The sequence below is a fragment of the Parabacteroides sp. AF19-14 genome, assembly GCF_003635485.1.
Lineage (GTDB): Bacteria > Bacteroidota > Bacteroidia > Bacteroidales > Tannerellaceae > Parabacteroides > Parabacteroides distasonis.
The window spans coordinates 43,930-60,896 of sequence record NZ_QTMJ01000028.1; the positions used below are offsets into that span (position 1 = coordinate 43,930).

The 16,967-nt window shown below is 49.5% G+C and carries 11 protein-coding genes; 7 read left to right on the forward strand and 4 right to left on the reverse strand.

The genetic code is table 11. From position 1 onward, the window contains the following. The first annotated feature begins 127 nt into the window (after positions 1–127). Positions 128–1,252, forward strand: a complete 1,125-nt coding sequence (locus DWX33_RS20015) for a DNA polymerase III subunit delta (protein WP_009017095.1) — start codon at positions 128–130, stop codon at positions 1,250–1,252. Positions 1,253–1,256: 4 nt separating this feature from the next. Here DWX33_RS20015 and DWX33_RS20020 read toward each other — a convergent pair whose 3' ends face one another. Next, positions 1,257–2,579, reverse strand: coding sequence for an MATE family efflux transporter (locus DWX33_RS20020; RefSeq protein ID WP_122380961.1), 1,323 nt, complete (start codon positions 2,577–2,579; stop codon positions 1,257–1,259). A gap of 108 nt (positions 2,580–2,687) precedes the next feature. Here DWX33_RS20020 and DWX33_RS20025 point away from each other — a divergent pair, with 108 nt between their 5' ends. Beyond that, the gene (locus DWX33_RS20025) at positions 2,688–3,686 is read left to right on the forward strand and encodes a hypothetical protein (RefSeq protein WP_008774151.1); all 999 of its coding nucleotides are present in this window, start codon (positions 2,688–2,690) and stop codon (positions 3,684–3,686) included. A gap of 181 nt (positions 3,687–3,867) precedes the next feature. Next, positions 3,868–5,439 (forward strand): ClC family H(+)/Cl(-) exchange transporter, encoded by a 1,572-nt coding sequence (locus tag DWX33_RS20030; RefSeq protein WP_005866120.1) that lies wholly within the window; start codon positions 3,868–3,870, stop codon positions 5,437–5,439. Between the two features lie 81 nt (positions 5,440–5,520). Here the strand turns inward: DWX33_RS20030 and DWX33_RS20035 are convergent, their stop codons facing one another. Then, on the reverse strand, positions 5,521–6,804 hold the full coding sequence (locus DWX33_RS20035; protein WP_005866118.1) for a DcaP family trimeric outer membrane transporter: 1,284 nt from the start codon (positions 6,802–6,804) through the stop codon (positions 5,521–5,523). A gap of 143 nt (positions 6,805–6,947) precedes the next feature. On the opposite strand from DWX33_RS20035, the gene DWX33_RS20040 reads away from it, so the two are divergent. The 4 genes from DWX33_RS20040 (at position 6,948) to DWX33_RS20055 (ending at position 14,434) form a co-directional block, all read left to right on the forward strand. Further along, on the forward strand, positions 6,948–7,334 hold the full coding sequence (locus DWX33_RS20040; RefSeq protein ID WP_005858311.1) for a hypothetical protein: 387 nt from the start codon (positions 6,948–6,950) through the stop codon (positions 7,332–7,334). Between the two features lie 237 nt (positions 7,335–7,571). Beyond that, a complete protein-coding gene (locus DWX33_RS20045; RefSeq protein WP_122380962.1) occupies positions 7,572–11,318 on the forward strand; it encodes an efflux RND transporter permease subunit in 3,747 nt (1,248 codons plus the stop codon). 19 nt (positions 11,319–11,337) lie between these two features. Continuing rightward, positions 11,338–12,804, forward strand: a complete 1,467-nt coding sequence (locus tag DWX33_RS20050; RefSeq protein WP_229033092.1) for a TolC family protein — start codon at positions 11,338–11,340, stop codon at positions 12,802–12,804. Between the two features lie 4 nt (positions 12,805–12,808). Next, positions 12,809–14,434, forward strand: coding sequence for an efflux RND transporter periplasmic adaptor subunit (locus DWX33_RS20055; protein ID WP_005866108.1), 1,626 nt, complete (start codon positions 12,809–12,811; stop codon positions 14,432–14,434). 162 nt (positions 14,435–14,596) lie between these two features. Here DWX33_RS20055 and DWX33_RS20060 read toward each other — a convergent pair whose 3' ends face one another. Next, on the reverse strand, positions 14,597–16,042 hold the full coding sequence (locus DWX33_RS20060; RefSeq protein ID WP_121962581.1) for a glycoside hydrolase family 30 beta sandwich domain-containing protein: 1,446 nt from the start codon (positions 16,040–16,042) through the stop codon (positions 14,597–14,599). Positions 16,043–16,069: 27 nt separating this feature from the next. After that, complete coding sequence (locus tag DWX33_RS20065) at positions 16,070–16,888, reverse strand: alpha/beta hydrolase (protein ID WP_044544718.1); 819 nt, start codon at positions 16,886–16,888, stop codon at positions 16,070–16,072. Positions 16,889–16,967: the final 79 nt, after the last annotated feature.

A 16,967-nucleotide genomic window follows, 5' to 3' on the forward strand; every position in this document is an offset into this window, starting at 1 on the left:
TGGTATTGTATCCGTTCTTAGTTTTACTCTACATATGTCAATTGATATTTACAAAACCTCGCGCTTTTTGATATCTGAATACTTTTCCGTAACTTCGTTCATTATTCTATAGAAAAGGAAATATCTCATGTATTTTAAAGATATCATCGGGCAAGAGGAAGTGAAGGAACGGTTGAGACAATCGGCTCGGACGGGGATCGTACCCCATGCACAGTTATTCACAGAGCAAGGGGGAGCCGGGGCGTTTCCGCTGGCTTTGGCTTACGCCCGTTATCTGAATTGTACGAACCGGACGGACACGGACGCTTGCGGACGTTGCCCGTCATGCCTCAAATATGACGAATTGGCACATCCCGATTTACATTTTGTATTCCCGATCGTAGCCAAGAAAGAGAAAAAGAAAGAGGTCTGCGATGATTATCTCAGTGAATGGCGTGGGTTCCTCAAAGAACATCCCTATTTCAATATGGATGAATGGCTGGATTATATCGAGGCCGGAAACTCACAAGCCATCATCTATTCCAAGGAAAGCGATGAGATTATCCATAAACTGAGCCTAAAGATTTATGAGGCGGAATATCGTATCTTGATGGTTTGGTTGCCGGAGAAACTGCATCCTACTTGTGCCAATAAGCTTCTGAAAATCATAGAGGAGCCTCCTATGAGAACGGTTATCCTTATGGTATCCGAGACTCCGGATCTTATCCTCGGGACCATCCAATCTCGTGCGCAACGCATCCACATCCGTCCCATTGAGACCGATGCGATCATGAATGCCATGGTATCCCGTTTCGGGCTTTCGCCCGACGACGCTAAACACGTCGCTCACCTCTCCTCCGGAAGTTTTATCAAGGCAATGGAGGCGATTAGCTTGGGCGAGGAAAATAAATTCTTTCTGGAGCAATTCAAGGCCATGATGCGAAACTCATGGGCACGAAACGTAAAAGGCATGAAAGCGATGGCAGACGTCATGGCAGGGATCGGACGGGAGCGACAGAAGAACTTCCTCTCCTATTGCCAGCATTTGATCCGGGAGAACTTCATGTACCGGTTCCAATCACCCGAACTTAATTATATGAATCTAGACGAGGCAAGCTTCTCTGTTAAGTTCTCACCTTTCGTGAACGAACGAAACGTGATCGATTTGATGGAAGAATTGGCGAAAGCGGAACGCCATATCACACAGAACGTGAATGCCAAGATGGTCTTTTTTGATTTATCCTTACGAATTACCGTACTAATCAAAAGATAAGTCTTCAGATTTTCTTGTTACGCCAATTTCCTTTCCACAGATAGAAGAAAGAAGAAAGGATCATGATATTATATACATACTCCGTAGTCCAGCAAACCGCCACGTCCGCACGCAACCATACAGCGACATACAATATATATAATACGTACACGAATATGCTAGCCATATCGATTTCCAGCGCACGTCGGGTATTGCCTGTTCCCGATACGCTAAAGAAATAAATAAAACCGGGAACGGCGAAAAGATAAGACGACAGCATCACCCACAGCGAGGGGATCGAGCTAGCGATCAAATCCGGGTTATCCGTATAAATACGCAATACGGTAGACGGGAACATCGCAATCAAGATACCGATCGGTAGCACGAACGCATAGCATAGCTCGATCATCCTCCGGCAAAGCGGAAGCACCCGGTCCGACTCCCCGGCGCCGATCAAGTTACTTACCAGCGAGCTGTTCGTGGAGGCGAAAGCATTCACGAACATAAACAGGAACGAGGAGATGCTACGTACCACATTCGTAATCGCCAACGACCGCTCACCCAGATGCTCCATAGCGATAAAGAAGATAAACCATCCCCCAAAAGCGATCCCATGCTGGATCATCACCCAGATAGAGACACTCAGTATTTGTCCCAGCATCCTAAAATCCACTCTCGTAAAACGGAACAGACCATATTTTTTATAATCTATCTTCTTCCAAGTATAAATCACGAAGAACAATACGGAAACAGCTTCCGAGATCGAGGAAGCGATAGCGGCACCCGCTATCCCCAAAGCGGGGAACCCGAACTTACCGAATATCAAGATATAGTTCAAGACCACGTTGGTAAGCACCATCACCACCGAATTGGCCGTCAAGATCTTCGTATTCGTCGTACTCACGTAAAACGCACGGAACATCACCGCTATAAAAGAGAAGAAGAACCCGTACACCCGCCAGTCCAGATAGCTCATCGTCGCTCGATACACCTCTTCCGAACCGATCATCCGGTGGAGCAGATGGGGCGTAAGCAGATTAGAGGCCGTAAACAACACCGCCGCCAGCAAAAAAAGGAATAGCCCGCCTTGCGTGAAAACCTCGCCGATCCGTTTATACTCCCCCTCACCGTTACGACGTGCCATCATCACCTGAGCGCCTACACTGAAACCAAAGCCCAGCATATAAATCACGAGATAATAGACTCCTGCCAAGGCGGAGGCACCTAGCTCGACCTCGCCGACACGTCCCAGATAAGCGGTATCCGTCAATCCGATCATATGCTCCATGAGCAAGCTGATTAATACCGGATACGTGATCTTTAGAATTTGTTTGTTCGTATATCGCATGATGAATCTTAAATAAAAGGGAGGCAAAGGTAGTAATAAGATGCCAGTCACACAATATTACCCCATGCGATCCGTTTCTTATCATATTACATTATTATACGAAGAGATATGGTTACAAAACTCATCATGGCCTGTATTTTGTCCGCTACGCTATTGAGCTGCAACGGGCAAAACACAAATACGATCAACTACGCTACCGTCGAACCCCTGCATATCAATCGTTTTGACAAGGATTTATTCCGGCTGATCGATACGGAAGATACCACCTTGCAACCCGAACTAATCAAACAATACCCGGAAATGCTGGATATCATCGGGAAAGGCATATTAAACCTGCAAACCATCGAGACTCCCGGCTTCTTCGAGAAAATGCGGAATTATTACTCGGAGCCTACCTTGAAAGGCTTGTATCGTGACGCTATCACCCAATATGCTTCCGTGGAGGATATCGAGAAATCCTTGGGATACGGATTCGCCTATCTAAAGGAGAATTTCCCCTCGATGCAGATCCCTGCTATCTATATGCATGTATCCGGTTTCAACCAGAACGTATTGGTAGGCGATAGCCTGCTTTCCCTTTCCATCGATAAGTACATGGGAAAGGACTATCCCTTGTATCAAGATTTCTTCTATGACTCCCAGAAATTGAAAATGCAACGTGGACTCGTGGTCCCGGATTATCTGGCGGGGTGGCTCATGTCCGAATATCCTTTCGCGGGAAAAGAGAACGTATTGCTGGACCGGATGATTTACGAGGGAAAAATCAAATACCTGCTCTCGCAAGCCCTAGGCGTTCCCGATGCCGCCGAGCTAATGGGATACACCGAACAGGCCTACAACTGGTGCAAGGACAACGAAGGAACAATCTGGAAAGCAATCATCGAGCGCAAGCATCTTTATACCCCGGATCAACTGACAACTTCCCAGTATTTCGAGGATACCCCGGCCATTTTCCCCGAGAACGACGCTCCCGGGAATATCGGGACTTGGATAGGCTGGCAGATCATCAACCAGTACATGAAGGAGACGGGATCTACCCCGGAGGCGTTGATGCAAAACAACGACGCCCAAGAAATCCTAACCGCCTCAAAGTACAAACCCCTATAAACAGGAAAACCGCCCTATTCTCACGAACAAGACGGATAACCTAATCTAACTTAATTCTAATACCATGAAAAACACTATATCTTAATAACAAGGCTTTTTAAAAAAGGTTCAATGGAATGAGATTTTAAACCTCTTATTTACCTCGGTTGTTGTAACAGGAAACGAAAACAAGGTGAGTCCGATGGATAATGATCTCTTAGATATAACAAAATTGAGGCGCTGGCGGATCTGGAAATTGAAACTTATTGACGCCAGACTTTATTTTGTAAGCATTTTCGTGGGATTGCTGACCGGGTTGGTAGCGGTACCTTATCACTATCTGCTCCAGCAGTTATTCAATAGCCGGAAACTTTTTTTCGACGGTCATTACCCTTGGTATTTCCATGTCTTGTTCTTCTTCACGCTATGGGGTATATTGCTTTGCGTGAATTGGATGGTCAAGAAGATGCCGCTGATTACCGGTGGGGGCATTCCCCAGACACGGGCGGTTATCAATGGCAGGATCACTTATAAAAACCCGTTGACACAATTAATCGCCAAGTTCACGGGAGGGATATTAGCGATCAGCGCCGGCCTGTCCCTTGGTCGTGAGGGACCGTGCGTACAGATCGGATCTTACGTGGGGAATATCATTTCCAAATGGGGACACGTATTGGCTGGAGAGCGCAAGCAACTTTTGGCTGCCGGCGCAGGTGCCGGATTGGCCGCCGCTTTCGCCGCTCCCCTCGCTTCCTCACTTTTGGTGATCGAGTCCATCGAACGGTTCGACGCTCCCAAGACCGCCATTACCACCTTGCTGGCAGGGGTCGTGGCGGGAGGCGTAGCGAGCTTGATTTTCCCCTTCAACCCCTACTCGCAGATTAGCGCTATTGCCCCGCAGGCTACTTTTATAGATCAACTGAAGTTGTTCTTATTTCTGGCCGTGGTTATTTCCGTCTTCGGGAAAATTTACTCGATGTTTACCCTTTGGTGCAAGGATTTCTTTACCAGACTGAAGCATCCTCCTTATATGAAGATGTTGTACCTGCTTATCATAGCGTATACGATCTCATTGACGGAGATCGACTTGACAGGAGGAGGCGAGCAATTCCTTATCATGCAAGCGATGCATGGATATCACCCCGTTTTATGGATAGCGGCGATGATGCTCATCCACTTGATATTCACGTCTCTCTCTTTCTCCTCCGGACTGCCGGGAGGGAATTTCATCCCTACACTAGTTACCGGGGGATTGTTCGGGCAGATCATCGCCTTATTATTGGTGAAGTATGGTTTCATTGAAACGGAGAGCATCAGCTATATCATGTTAATCAGCATGGTAGGTTTCTTGGTGGCGGTAGTCCGGACACCGCTGACGGGTATCGTCTTGATTACGGAGATAACCGGGCATCTGGATGTATTCTACCCCTCTATCATTGTCGGCGGGCTTACGTATTACTTCACGGAAATGCTACAGATAAAGCCCTTTAACGTGGTTCTCTACGACGAGATGATCTCGACTCCAGCCTTCCGTACCGAAGGGCGTTCCAGCCTGTTCGTAGAGATCATGACAGGTGCCTATTTCGACGGGAAGGAGGTAGATCACCTCACCCTCCCCCAACGTTGTATCATCAAGACTATTCACCGGGATCGCAAGGACTTGGCTCCCGCCGGACAGACTCTTATCCCCGGTGATCAAGTTGAGATCGAGATCGATTCGCAGGATATCGAGAAGCTGTATGAGCCGCTGATTAGCATGGCGAACATCTATTAATCGCAGACCTGCCAATCGCCTCGAAAAGAAATGCCACACCAAGAATCCCCCGGTGTGGCACATCAACAAAACGCTACATTATCAGAAGTTATATTGAGCGGAAACATTAAGTCGGTTGGCGTGGCGGGTCATATCGTTGAAATCGGTACGCCAGCCTCTCAAATACTCGGCGCCGACTTGCAGATTAGCGTTCACGTTCCAGAAAATGTTGGCTACCAAGTATTGACCGTAGCGGTATTGATCCGACGGGGTAACCGGGTAATCATTCTCGCTGTATAAACGAGTCTGGCTATAGGTGCTGGAGACGAATACCTTCGGCGTGATATTATACTGCAAGCCAGCGTACCAACCCATCATCGGAAGCACTTGCATCTTGCCTTTGGCCTCGGGGTCCGGAACCAGATCCACGTCCAGATTACTGATATCATTCAAGAACTGGCTGATCCCCCGGCCGTAAGTAGCCTGACCGTAGAAGTTCAGCTTGCTCGTCACATTGAACGTAGAGGCGGCAAACACGCCCCATCCGGCCTTAGACTCGGCCCGTTGCGCCACCAAGTTCTCATACGTCATATTACGTACGATACCAGCTACACGGATATGGCTGCTCTTATTCCAAGCGTATTGGATATAGGCAGGGAAGTTCGGCATACGTTGGTTACTGATATTCACGCTTTGGTTCGTGATGCCATCCACCACTGGCATCTCGATACCTACACCCGCTTTCCATCCCTTACCGAAAGCACGCTCATAGCGTAACAGGGTGGCACGGCTGAAAACCTGTCCGGCAGGCCCCGCATAATCGATCGAGGGCGGAAGGGCGGCCAGATCCATGAAGGTACTATAATCGTAACCCATCGTGAAACCAAGGAAAGACACATAGGCGTTCTGGAGCTCGAAGACCTTGCTGCCTCCCCGGAAGTTACCCGCCGTATACACGACGAAATCCCCGAGGTGTTTGGTACGACCCACTAATTTCAAGAATATCGTACTGGTAGTAGCGTCCATCTGGAACTGGTTACGGACGTAGTTCTGCCCACCATTCGGGATCATGGACGGATAGAAATCGACATCATCCGAGATCCCGCCGAAATCATACTCCGCCGTAGCCTTCACGTAACCGCCGATACCCAAGGCGAAACGTCCCTTACGATCGGTCAATACGAAGCGGGGGGCTTTCGGGTCGTGGAAACGAGGGCTCTGCGTCTCATTCATTATCCTCACGATTTCATCACCTGCCTTGTCTTGGCTGACAAGGACTATCGAATTTGGCACGTCATCCTCGATGACCACCTTTTGAGCCTTAGCGGGAGCCGATAAGAATCCCATACCTAGCAGTAATACTGCTCCTTGTACAAATAGTCTCATAAATGTGTTTTGTTTAGATTAATTACCTACCTTGAACAAGGCTATAAAGAAAAGGTTCTGATTTTAACAACCCTACGAGCACTTTTTCCACCCTATTGCCCGTTCAAAAAATATTCATATATTTGCGGAATATATTACTTGGGATGAGAAGATTTTTATTGTTCATACTCGCTGTTCTTTACCTCGGGGTTTCCTCCGGGTTTGCGCTGAATTACCATTATTGTATGGGTAAGTTGGCGGAGGTGAGTTTGCAGTATCTTGACACTTGCCCCAGTTGCGGTGAGGCGGGCACGTCCCATAAGTGCTGCTCTACCGAGACGGAATATGTTAAGTTATCCGTCGATCAGGATGTGGCGAATACGCTCGTGCAATTGTCCGCTCCTGTCGCTGTAGTTTTGTTGTTCGATCTACTCGACTCCTATAAGATCGCCGGGCGAGACGAGACAACACGTTCCAATCCCTTTATTAATCCACCCAAGGAGAATAGCGCTATCCCGTTATTCGTCCATCATTGTACTTTTTTGATTTAGCGTATAGGCTTCCTTTTTAAAAGGCGATTTACGTCTGTTTACGCACGAGTACCGGCGTAATCTATTGCGAGTACTGGAGTAATCCACCGCAAGTACTGGAGTAATCCATTGCAAATACTGGAGTAATCCATTGCGAGTACTGGCGTAAAGCATCACGAGTACTCATGTGATCGCTTGCCTTCAAAGACGAACAAATAAGCGTTCTCATATGTTTTCAAATCATAAAAGCTCATTCAAATGTTAAACAGAATCATTCGTTACTTCCTTGAGAACAGGGTGGTAACCTTACTTTTACTAGTGCTGATTATCGTATGGGGCATCTCCACGTCCCCCTTCAATTGGCACGGGGGGATCATTCCCCGGAATCCGATTCCGGTAGACGCCATCCCCGATATCGGCGATAACCAGCAGATCGTGGCCACGGAATGGATGGGCCGCTCGCCGAAGGATATACAGGACCAGATCACTTATCCGCTGACCACCTCTCTTTTAGGTATCCCGGGAGTGAAGACGATCCGTAGTTCCTCCATGTTCGGGATGTCCTTCATATACATTATCTTCGATGACGATATAGAGTTCTACTGGAGCCGTTCCCGTATATTGGAGAAGCTGAACTCCCTGCCTCCGGGAACCTTGCCGGAAGGCGTGCAGCCTACCTTGGGACCGGACGCTACCGCCCTCGGGCAGATCTATTGGTATACGCTGGAAGGACGGGACCCCAAGACCGGTAAACCTACCGGAGGCTGGAACGCCGAGGAGTTGCGTACGATACAGGATTTCTACGTCAAGTACACCTTATCCTCCGCCGAGGGGGTATCCGAGGTTGCCTCGGCGGGCGGCTTCGTGAAGGAGTACCAGATCGAGTTGAACCCAGATGCCATGTACGCCTTCAACGTCTCCGTGATGGATATCATGAGCGCCATCAAGAAGAGCAACCTCGATATCGGCGCCGAGACGATGGAGATCAACAAGGTGGAGTACCTGATCCGGGGCTTGGGGTATATCAAGAATGTAAAAGATATAGAGAATGCCGTCGTCACCGTTCGGGAAGGCGTGCCGGTTCGCATATCGGACGTGGCGTTCGTGAATATCGGCCCCGGAACCCGACGGGGAGGGCTGGACAAGGAGGGTGTGGAGGCCGTGGGCGGAGTGGTAGTAGCCCGCTATGGCTCCAACCCCTTGGAGGTTATCAATAACGTAAAGGCGAAGATCAAGGAGATGGAGCCGGGATTGCCCCAAAAGGTACTGGCGGACGGGACGGTCTCCAAGGTAACCGTCGTGCCGTTCTACGACCGTACGGGGCTTATCAAGGAGACGATCGGGACGTTGGAGACCGCCCTCTCCCACGAAATATTGATCTGCGTGATCGTTATCATCGTGCTGGTGCTCAATCTGAGGGCCTCTATCGTTATCGCCAGTATGCTACCGATAGCAGTGCTCGCCACGTTCATCATCATGCGTTATACGGGGATAGCGGCGAATATCGTGGCTTTATCGGGTATAGCGATCGCCATTGGCGTGATGGTGGATGTAGGGGTCGTCTTCGTGGAAAGTATCATCCGTTACCGGGAGATGCCCGAGAACAGGCATATACAGGGGGGAAAGGCGTTTGTCAACCTTATTTATAAGGCGGTAAGCGAGGTGTCCGGGGCAATCAGCACAGCGATGATCACGACGATCGTCAGCTTCCTCCCCGTCTTCACCATGGAGGCGCAGGAAGGGAAGATGTTCTCGCCTTTGGCCTATACCAAGACGTATGCTTTGGCTTCCGCCTTCGTGCTGGGATTGATCTTGCTTCCTTCCCTATCGTATTGGTTGTTCTCGATAAAGATCCATTCAAGGCTGATACGGAAAATACTGAATTGCCTGTTGATCGTGGCCGGAATCGCCTTACTTATTATTTATGGAAGTATTCCGGCTATCGGGCTAACGGCAGTCGGGGTGAATAATCTATTGTCCGGTTATTGGAAGAAGCCTCAAATGAGCACTTATATCAATATCGGTATCACCCTCTTTGTCACGATCTATTACCTGTCCGAGGAATGGTTGCCGATGGGGCCGCAAAAAGGGATGCTCGCCAATATCCTGTTCGTGGCGGGTTGCGTAGCCATCATCCTAAGCATCCTGTGGCTGCTCGTTATGTATTATGAGAGGATATTGCGCTGGTGCTTGGATAACCGCTGGAAATTCATGTTGATTCCGGGAGCTACCATCGTATTCGGTTTCTGGATATGGAGAGGCATCGGACAGGAGTTTATGCCTAGCCTGAACGAAGGTTCTTTCCTACTGATGCCGACTAGCATGCCGCATTCCGGTATCGAGCAAAACCTTGATTATATAGAGGCGCTCGACAAACGGCTGGCCTCTATCCCCGAGGTGGAGACCGCCATCGGTAAATGGGGCCGTGTAAACTCCGCCCTCGATCCAGCGCCGGTACAGATGTTCGAGAATACGATCAACTACCGTCCGGAATATATCCTGAATGAGGACGGGAAAAGGGAACGTTTCAAGGTAAACCGGCAAGGGGAGTATCTCCTAAAAGATGGAGGCGTATATAACCCCAAAGACGGTTTCCGGCTGATTCCCTCAGACAGCCTGATCCCAGACGCTAAAGGCGATTACTTCCGCCAATGGCGACCGGAGATCAAGAACACGAACGATATCTGGCAACAGATCGTGAACGTCACCCATCTTCCGGGATTGACTTCCGCCCCGAAGCTGCAGCCTATCGAGGCCCGTCTCGTCATGTTATCCACCGGTATGCGTGCCCCGATGGGTATCAAGGTGTATGGCCCGGATCTGGAGACGATCGAGAAAGCCGGAAAGGCGATCGAGAAGGCATTGAAAGAGGTACCCTCCGTTATCCCCTCTTCCGTATTTTACGACCGTGCGGTAGGCGCCCCTTATCTGGAGATCGAACTGAACCGTGAGAATATGGCCCGTTACGGCGTAAACGTGGAGGACTTGCAAGAGATATTAAGTGCCGCTGTCGGTGGCATGGTACTGACCCGCACCGTGGAAGGCAGGGAACGTTTCCCGGTGCGCCTACGCTACGCTCGTGAGCTTCGAGATAATCCAGAGGCGCTAGGTATGATCCTCGTACCGACCGCCACTGGGGCGCAAGTCCCGCTTAAAGAGCTTGCCGATATCAACTATACCCGTGGAGCGCAGATGATCCAAAGCGAGAACACTTTCTTGGTAGGCTACGTCATCTTCGACAAACTGGCGGGGAAGGCGGAAGTGGATGTCGTGAAAGAGGCTTCCCGCATCCTTGAGCAACAAATAAAGGAGGGAGGGTTGAACCTTGATCCCGGCGTATCCTATAAGTTCGCCGGCAATTACGAGCAGCAGGAGCGTGCCACCAGCCGGCTGATGATCGTCGTTCCCCTCGCCTTGTTGATCGTCCTGCTGGTTCTATACTTTCAATTCAAGACGGTCACTGCCTCACTGATCCATTTCTCCGGGGTGTTCGTGGCCTTCGCCGGAGGTTTTATCTTGCTATGGCTTTACGGACAGGATTGGTTCATGAACTTCTCCATCGCCGGAGAGAATATGCGGGATCTTTTCCAGATGCACACGATCAATCTGAGCGTGGCAGTCTGGGTCGGTTTCATCGCCTTGTTCGGTGTGGCTACGGATGATGGGGTATTGATGGGAACCTACATCCATCATGTATTCCTCGAGCGAGACCCCCGCACCAAGCACGATATCCGGGAAGCGGTAGTAGCCGCCGGACTGAAACGGGTACGCCCTGCGGCCATGACTACAGCCACTACCCTGATCGCTTTGCTCCCCGTACTTACCTCTACCGGTAAGGGGGCGGATATCATGGTACCGATGGCTATCCCTACGTTCGGAGGAATGCTGATCCAGAGTATGACCATGTTTGTCGTTCCCGTCCTGCAATGCTGGTGGCGGGAGAACGCTATAAAGAAAGAACAAAAGAATAAAATTCAAGAGGAGGTAACGACTTATGAGATATAAAAGAATCAGATCAATCATCATGGCAGGTGTACTGGGGATGCTAAACGTCCTTTTCGCTTACTCCCAGCCGGCCGATAGTTTAGGCTATTATCTGGAACTGGCGGCACGTAACAATCCGCAGATCAACGCCGACTTCTCCCTGTATAAGGCATCTTTGGAGAAAGTCCCGCAAGCCGGAGCCTATCCGGACCCGGAACTGGAGATCGGTTTCTTCCTGAAACCGATGGAGATCTTGTCCGGAAAGCAAATAGCGGATTTCACCTTGATGCAAATGTTCCCTTGGTTCGGTACCCGGAAGGCGGCCCGCAACGAGGCGACCGAGATGGCCCGGATGGCTTACGAACAATTCCGTAACAGTCGCAACAACCTGTATTACGAGGTGAAGAGTCAATGGTACCAGCTTTGCAATATCAGCGAGCAGTATAAAAATACGCAGGCGAACCTTCGTCTGCTAGACCAGTTGGAACAGTTGGCATTGAACCGCTTCTCCGCTCCGTCGGCGAAGGCGGGCGGTTCCTCCGTCTTACCCTCCCCCGTATCTTCTGCTCCATCGACTCCTCCCGCCGTATCCGGTGGAGGTATGTCGGGTATGGGAGGCAGTAGCATGGGAAGCCCTACGGTACAAAGCACGGGAGCATCCGGTAGTACGATGTCCGGAATGTCCGGCGGTAGCCCTATGGGTGGAGGCTCTATGGGAAGTGGCAACTCCATGGGCGGAATGTCGGACGTACTGCGAATCCAGATGGAGAAGGTAGAACTGGAGAATACGCTAGCCTCCTTGTTATCGCAACGGAAAACGGCCGAGGCTGCTTTTAATACGTTGCTCAATCAGTCGCTAGCTACCCCGATTTCCGTCCCCGACTCGTTGGAACGGCTTCCTCTCTCATGGAGTGAGTCGATGGCTCTTGACAGCGTCATCTCCAACAACCCCATGCTTACCATGCTGGAGGCGGAAGGAAACGCTTACCGGGCCAAGGCGGAGATGGACAAGAAAATGAGTTACCCCATGCTAGGTATCGGCCTCCAGTATTCCTTGATCGGGAAGAAACCAGAGGATATGTCTATGGGCTCTATGTCCGGTATGAACGGAAAGGATATGTTCATGCCCATGCTAAAGATCAGCCTTCCTATCTTCCGTAAGAAATATAACGCACAGCAACGGGAAAGCAAGCATTATTGGAAATCCAGCGAGTTGAAGTACGAGAACACGATGAACCAACTGCAAGCCGAGTATATCCGTATTACCCAGCAATTGGAAGATGCCGCACGGAAAATCGATTTGTACCAGAAACAATACGATCTATCGTTGGCCACCTACCAACTGATCGTCCGGGAATTCTCGACAGGAAGTACGACCTTGACCGACGTGATCCAAGTGGAGCGACAAATGTTGGACTATCACTTGAAGAAAAGCGAAGCGATAGCGGAATATAATACCCAAATCGCCGGAATCGAGAAATTAATATCCACCTCTGTAAACGAATAAGAAAATGAAAAATATAAATGAAACCGTAAAATCCAAGTACCTGATATATATCCTGTTCCTAGCGGGCGGCCTCTTGTTGGGCTGGCTTCTGTTCCATAACTCCGATACCGACAGCCATACGTCACAAGCGAGCGAGACCGGCACGGAAGTTCACGACCCTACGCATGGCCACGACCTCCAACAGAACGAGGCCGGCGAGTGGACTTGTTCCATGCATCCCCAAATTCGCCAAGACAAGCCGGGTAAATGCCCTATCTGCGCCATGGATTTGATCCCTGTACGTAAGAGCTCCTTCTCCGACAAGGCCATCGATCCCAACGCCATTCAGCTTTCGGAAGAAGCAGCAGCCTTAGCGGACGTACAAACCTCCAAGGTATCCCGCCAGAATCCGGTCAAGCAAGTCCGTTTATACGGCAAGATCGTACCGGACGAGCGTAGCCTGCAATCTCAAACAGCCCATGTAAGCGGACGCATCGAGAGCTTGAACGTTGATTTCACGGGTGAGACGGTGCGTGCCGGACAGACCCTCGCTACCCTCTACTCCCCAGAGCTTTTCACCGCCCAGCAAGAATTGTTGGAAGCGATCCGCATGGGACAATCTCAATTGATACAGGCCGCCCGTGAAAAACTATATTTATGGAAGATGACAGATGCCCAGATCGCCGCTATCGAGAAGTCCGGCTCTATCTCCCCGGTTGTAGAGATCAAGTCGAACACGAGCGGTATCGTCCTGTCCAAGCGGGTAAGCCAAGGTGATTATGTATCCCAAGGAGCTATCCTTTTCGACGTGGCGAACCTCACGAAGGTATGGGCCTTGTTCGACGCTTTCGAGGTGGATCTCCCTTTCCTTAGCAAAGGTGATCCGGTGGAATTTACCTTGCAAGCGCTACCCGGCAAGAAGTTCTCGGGTAAGATCTCTTTCATCGACCCGATCTTGAACACGACGACCCGTACCGCCAAGGTCCGTGTAGAGGTACCGAACGCCTCTTTGGAGCTCAAGCCCGAGATGTACGCCACGGCAAACGTAAGCGCCCCGCTCCGCAACTATAAGAACGAGATCGTCGTACCGCAAACCGCTGTGCTCTGGACGGGTAAACGTGCTATCGTGTACGTAAAGCAACCGGATACGAATACCCCCGCTTTCTTGATGCGTGAAGTGGAGCTAGGCCCTTCCCTTGGTAACTCTTATGTTATCTTGAATGGCTTGCGAGAAGGTGAGGAAATCGTAACCAACGGAGTCTTCGCCATAGACGCCAGCGCACAGCTGGAGGGAAAAACTTCCATGATGAATAACGGCGACGAGCCCGCCAAGCCTATGATTGGGCATGAGGGGCATATGATGCATGCGCAAAGCGCCACGGGGGTAGCCTCCGAGCATGCCATGTTCGGTGTCAAAGGCTCTTGCGATATGTGCAAGGAACGTATCGAGAAAGCGGCCAAAGGAGTAAATGGTGTGTTATCCGCTCATTGGGACAAAGATACCCAGATGATCCATCTCCAGTACGATCCCCAAAAGACCTCCCCGAAAGCGATCAGCAAGGCGATCGCTAAAGTAGGCCATGACACGGATATGGATAAGGCGGATAAAGCCGTATATGATAAGCTACCGGCTTGTTGCCACTATAGATAAAGTATTGGACATTCGGGGGTGTGTCAAAAGTGTGAACATGGCACGCAGATAACGCTGATTGAGCAGATGACCGCAGATTTATGATATGAAAATCAATATATTATCTGCGTAAATCTGCTAAATCTGCGTGCCATAATACCAACTTTTAACACCCCCTCCTTATTAGTAAAGATTCCAACGAAAAGAAGCGACTGCTTTAGCGGGAACCTCGTAGGTAAACGAACGTTCGCCGCTGTTTACCGTTATATTTTTAGTCCCGTCCGTATTATTTAGTAATACGAGCGCTTCCGTTCCATCTAAATTCTCGAAGGCGGAATACATAATCCCATCAGCCGTATACCCTTTAGAGCCGATCCGTACTGCCCCCGGTTTCACCACAGAGGATAAATGACCGATAATATAATAATGAGAATTCCGGGTAATCGTCTTATAATCCGAGCGATCGATATCCACGGCACCATAACAAGTCTGGCAACCACCCTCTCGGTTCGGTCCCCGCTCGTTGTCCAGCATCAAGTTCCATACGATAACTGCCTTACACCAGTTATTCACCGTACCCAAGGCCGTCTCCTCCATATCTTCCATCAAGCGTTTCTCTAAGTTACGTCCATCATTCCACATGCCGATAGAAGTTTCCGTAAATATTAATTCTTTATCGGGGAACTTGCCGTTTACGTTATTCAACTCCTCCCGGTCGCCCCCGTAATTATGGTAAGCGGCACCTGTCAGGAAAGAAGCGGCATTCTCATCCTCGTAGATTTTCATCGGATAGCCTTGCTGCTCCAACATATTATCGTAATTGTAATTATGGTCGAAAGCGTAGATCTTCGTCTTGAGGCCAGTCTCTTTCAGTTTAGGGCCTAGAGCGTCACGCACGAAAGAGAGTTGCTCCTCCCATCCCATAAATAAGGAAGCGGAATTTCCTCGGTTCAAAGGTTCGTTTTGGGGAGTTATCGCCTCGATAGGAATCCCCTCGGCCTCCATCGCCTGTATCCATTTCACGAAATAGGTAGCGTAATCTTGATAATAGGCGGGATTCAGCTGTCCGCTAGTCCACGACTCGAACGGGCGCAAATCCTTTAAGTTATCCACCTTCATCCATCTTGGACAAGTCCAAGGCGATCCCAAGATTTTTATAGAAGGGCTGATCGCCAAGATCTCCTTCAAGATCGGTATCACATACTCCTTCTCCTCGCTCTGCAAGGCGAAATTCTCGACACCCTTCGTGTCACAACAAGTATACTCACTTAAAGAAAAGTCCGAGCAGCCAATCGAGATACGGATATAGCTATACCCCATCCCCTCCGTATCAGAGAAAGTCTCTTTCAGGAAAGCTGTCCGATCCTCGGGAGCCATCCGCATCAAGTTATAGCAGGTAGAGCCTGTCACGGCGGCGCCAAAGCCATCCATCGTCTGATAGCGCACCGAAGGGTCTATCGTTATCGCGGAAGGCGAGGCGGCTTGTTTGTCCCCCAAGGCGATCTCACTTCTCACGAAATCTTTCGCACGATCGTTTGTCGTGACATACACCGTTACATTGTCCGAGGTCTTCGCTCCAGAACATGCGTTCAAGCAAATCAAGACCATTAATAAAGAAAAGAGAACCATACGTATTAAATTAAATAGTTTATCGAATTACCGGGTTTCTGAACCTTTCAAGATCGCCTTCACGTGATTCTTTAAGATGTGGAAGGCAGGAGCGGCCATCGATCCATGATCATATCCGTCCAACTCATAGATATAAGTATTCTTATGTCCGGCCACTTTCATCATACGCCAGAAATAGGCGTTCTCCTCATAGCGGCCCAGCATCTCCATCTCCCGGTCGCCCGAGACGATAATCAATGGAGGAGCGTCAGGACGTACGTAAAACAAAGGGGCGAACTCGTCGATACTCGGTTGGGTATCTTTCATCCCCTTCGCCTGCCGATAAGCGAAATGGCTGATCGCATGACCGCTGAAAGGGATTAATGCGGCGATGGAATCAGCATCTATCCGGTACTTAGTCAACCACTTCTTATCCAGTCCGACCATATTTGTTAAATAACCTCCGGCGGAATGACCTGAGACAAAGATTTTACGCCTATCCCCACCATACTTCTCAATTTCGCTGAATGTCCAAGCGACAGCGGCGGCGGCATCATCGATACAATCGCTCAACGTGGCTTTGGGTAGCAGACGGTAATTTACGGCGATAACGGCTAATCCGCAGTTCTTCAATTCCTCCGGGATGAATTTGCTACCTCCCGACAAGCCGCCTCCGTGAAACCAAACTACCGTAGGGAAGTCTTTTGCGTTCTCGGGATAATAAAGATCCAATTTACAACGTTCCACCGCATATGGATTTTTCGATTGGGTATAAGAGATATCTCTGACTATTTTATAGTCTTGATCTTGCGCCGCAAGGATATTACAGATAAACAGACTAAATAGAAATAAATAGATTTTCTTCATGATATTAGATAATAGATTTAATACATCAAATTTAATATAAAAAAAGGAGTCACCCCTTACGGACTGACTCCTCTCCATC

Excerpts from the sequence above, each read along its gene's own strand:
- DWX33_RS20015 (WP_009017095.1), top strand. The coding sequence starts at position 128 with ATGTATTTTAAAGATATCATCGGGCAAGAGGAAGTGAAGGAACGGTTG.
- DWX33_RS20020 (WP_122380961.1), bottom strand. The coding sequence starts at position 2,579 with ATGCGATATACGAACAAACAAATTCTAAAGATCACGTATCCGGTATTA.
- DWX33_RS20025 (WP_008774151.1), top strand. The coding sequence starts at position 2,688 with ATGGTTACAAAACTCATCATGGCCTGTATTTTGTCCGCTACGCTATTG.
- DWX33_RS20030 (WP_005866120.1), top strand. The coding sequence starts at position 3,868 with ATGGATAATGATCTCTTAGATATAACAAAATTGAGGCGCTGGCGGATC.
- DWX33_RS20035 (WP_005866118.1), bottom strand. The coding sequence starts at position 6,804 with ATGAGACTATTTGTACAAGGAGCAGTATTACTGCTAGGTATGGGATTC.
- DWX33_RS20040 (WP_005858311.1), top strand. The coding sequence starts at position 6,948 with ATGAGAAGATTTTTATTGTTCATACTCGCTGTTCTTTACCTCGGGGTT.
- DWX33_RS20045 (WP_122380962.1), top strand. The coding sequence starts at position 7,572 with ATGTTAAACAGAATCATTCGTTACTTCCTTGAGAACAGGGTGGTAACC.
- DWX33_RS20050 (WP_229033092.1), top strand. The coding sequence starts at position 11,338 with ATGGCAGGTGTACTGGGGATGCTAAACGTCCTTTTCGCTTACTCCCAG.
- DWX33_RS20055 (WP_005866108.1), top strand. The coding sequence starts at position 12,809 with ATGAAAAATATAAATGAAACCGTAAAATCCAAGTACCTGATATATATC.
- DWX33_RS20060 (WP_121962581.1), bottom strand. The coding sequence starts at position 16,042 with ATGGTTCTCTTTTCTTTATTAATGGTCTTGATTTGCTTGAACGCATGT.
- DWX33_RS20065 (WP_044544718.1), bottom strand. The coding sequence starts at position 16,888 with ATGAAGAAAATCTATTTATTTCTATTTAGTCTGTTTATCTGTAATATC.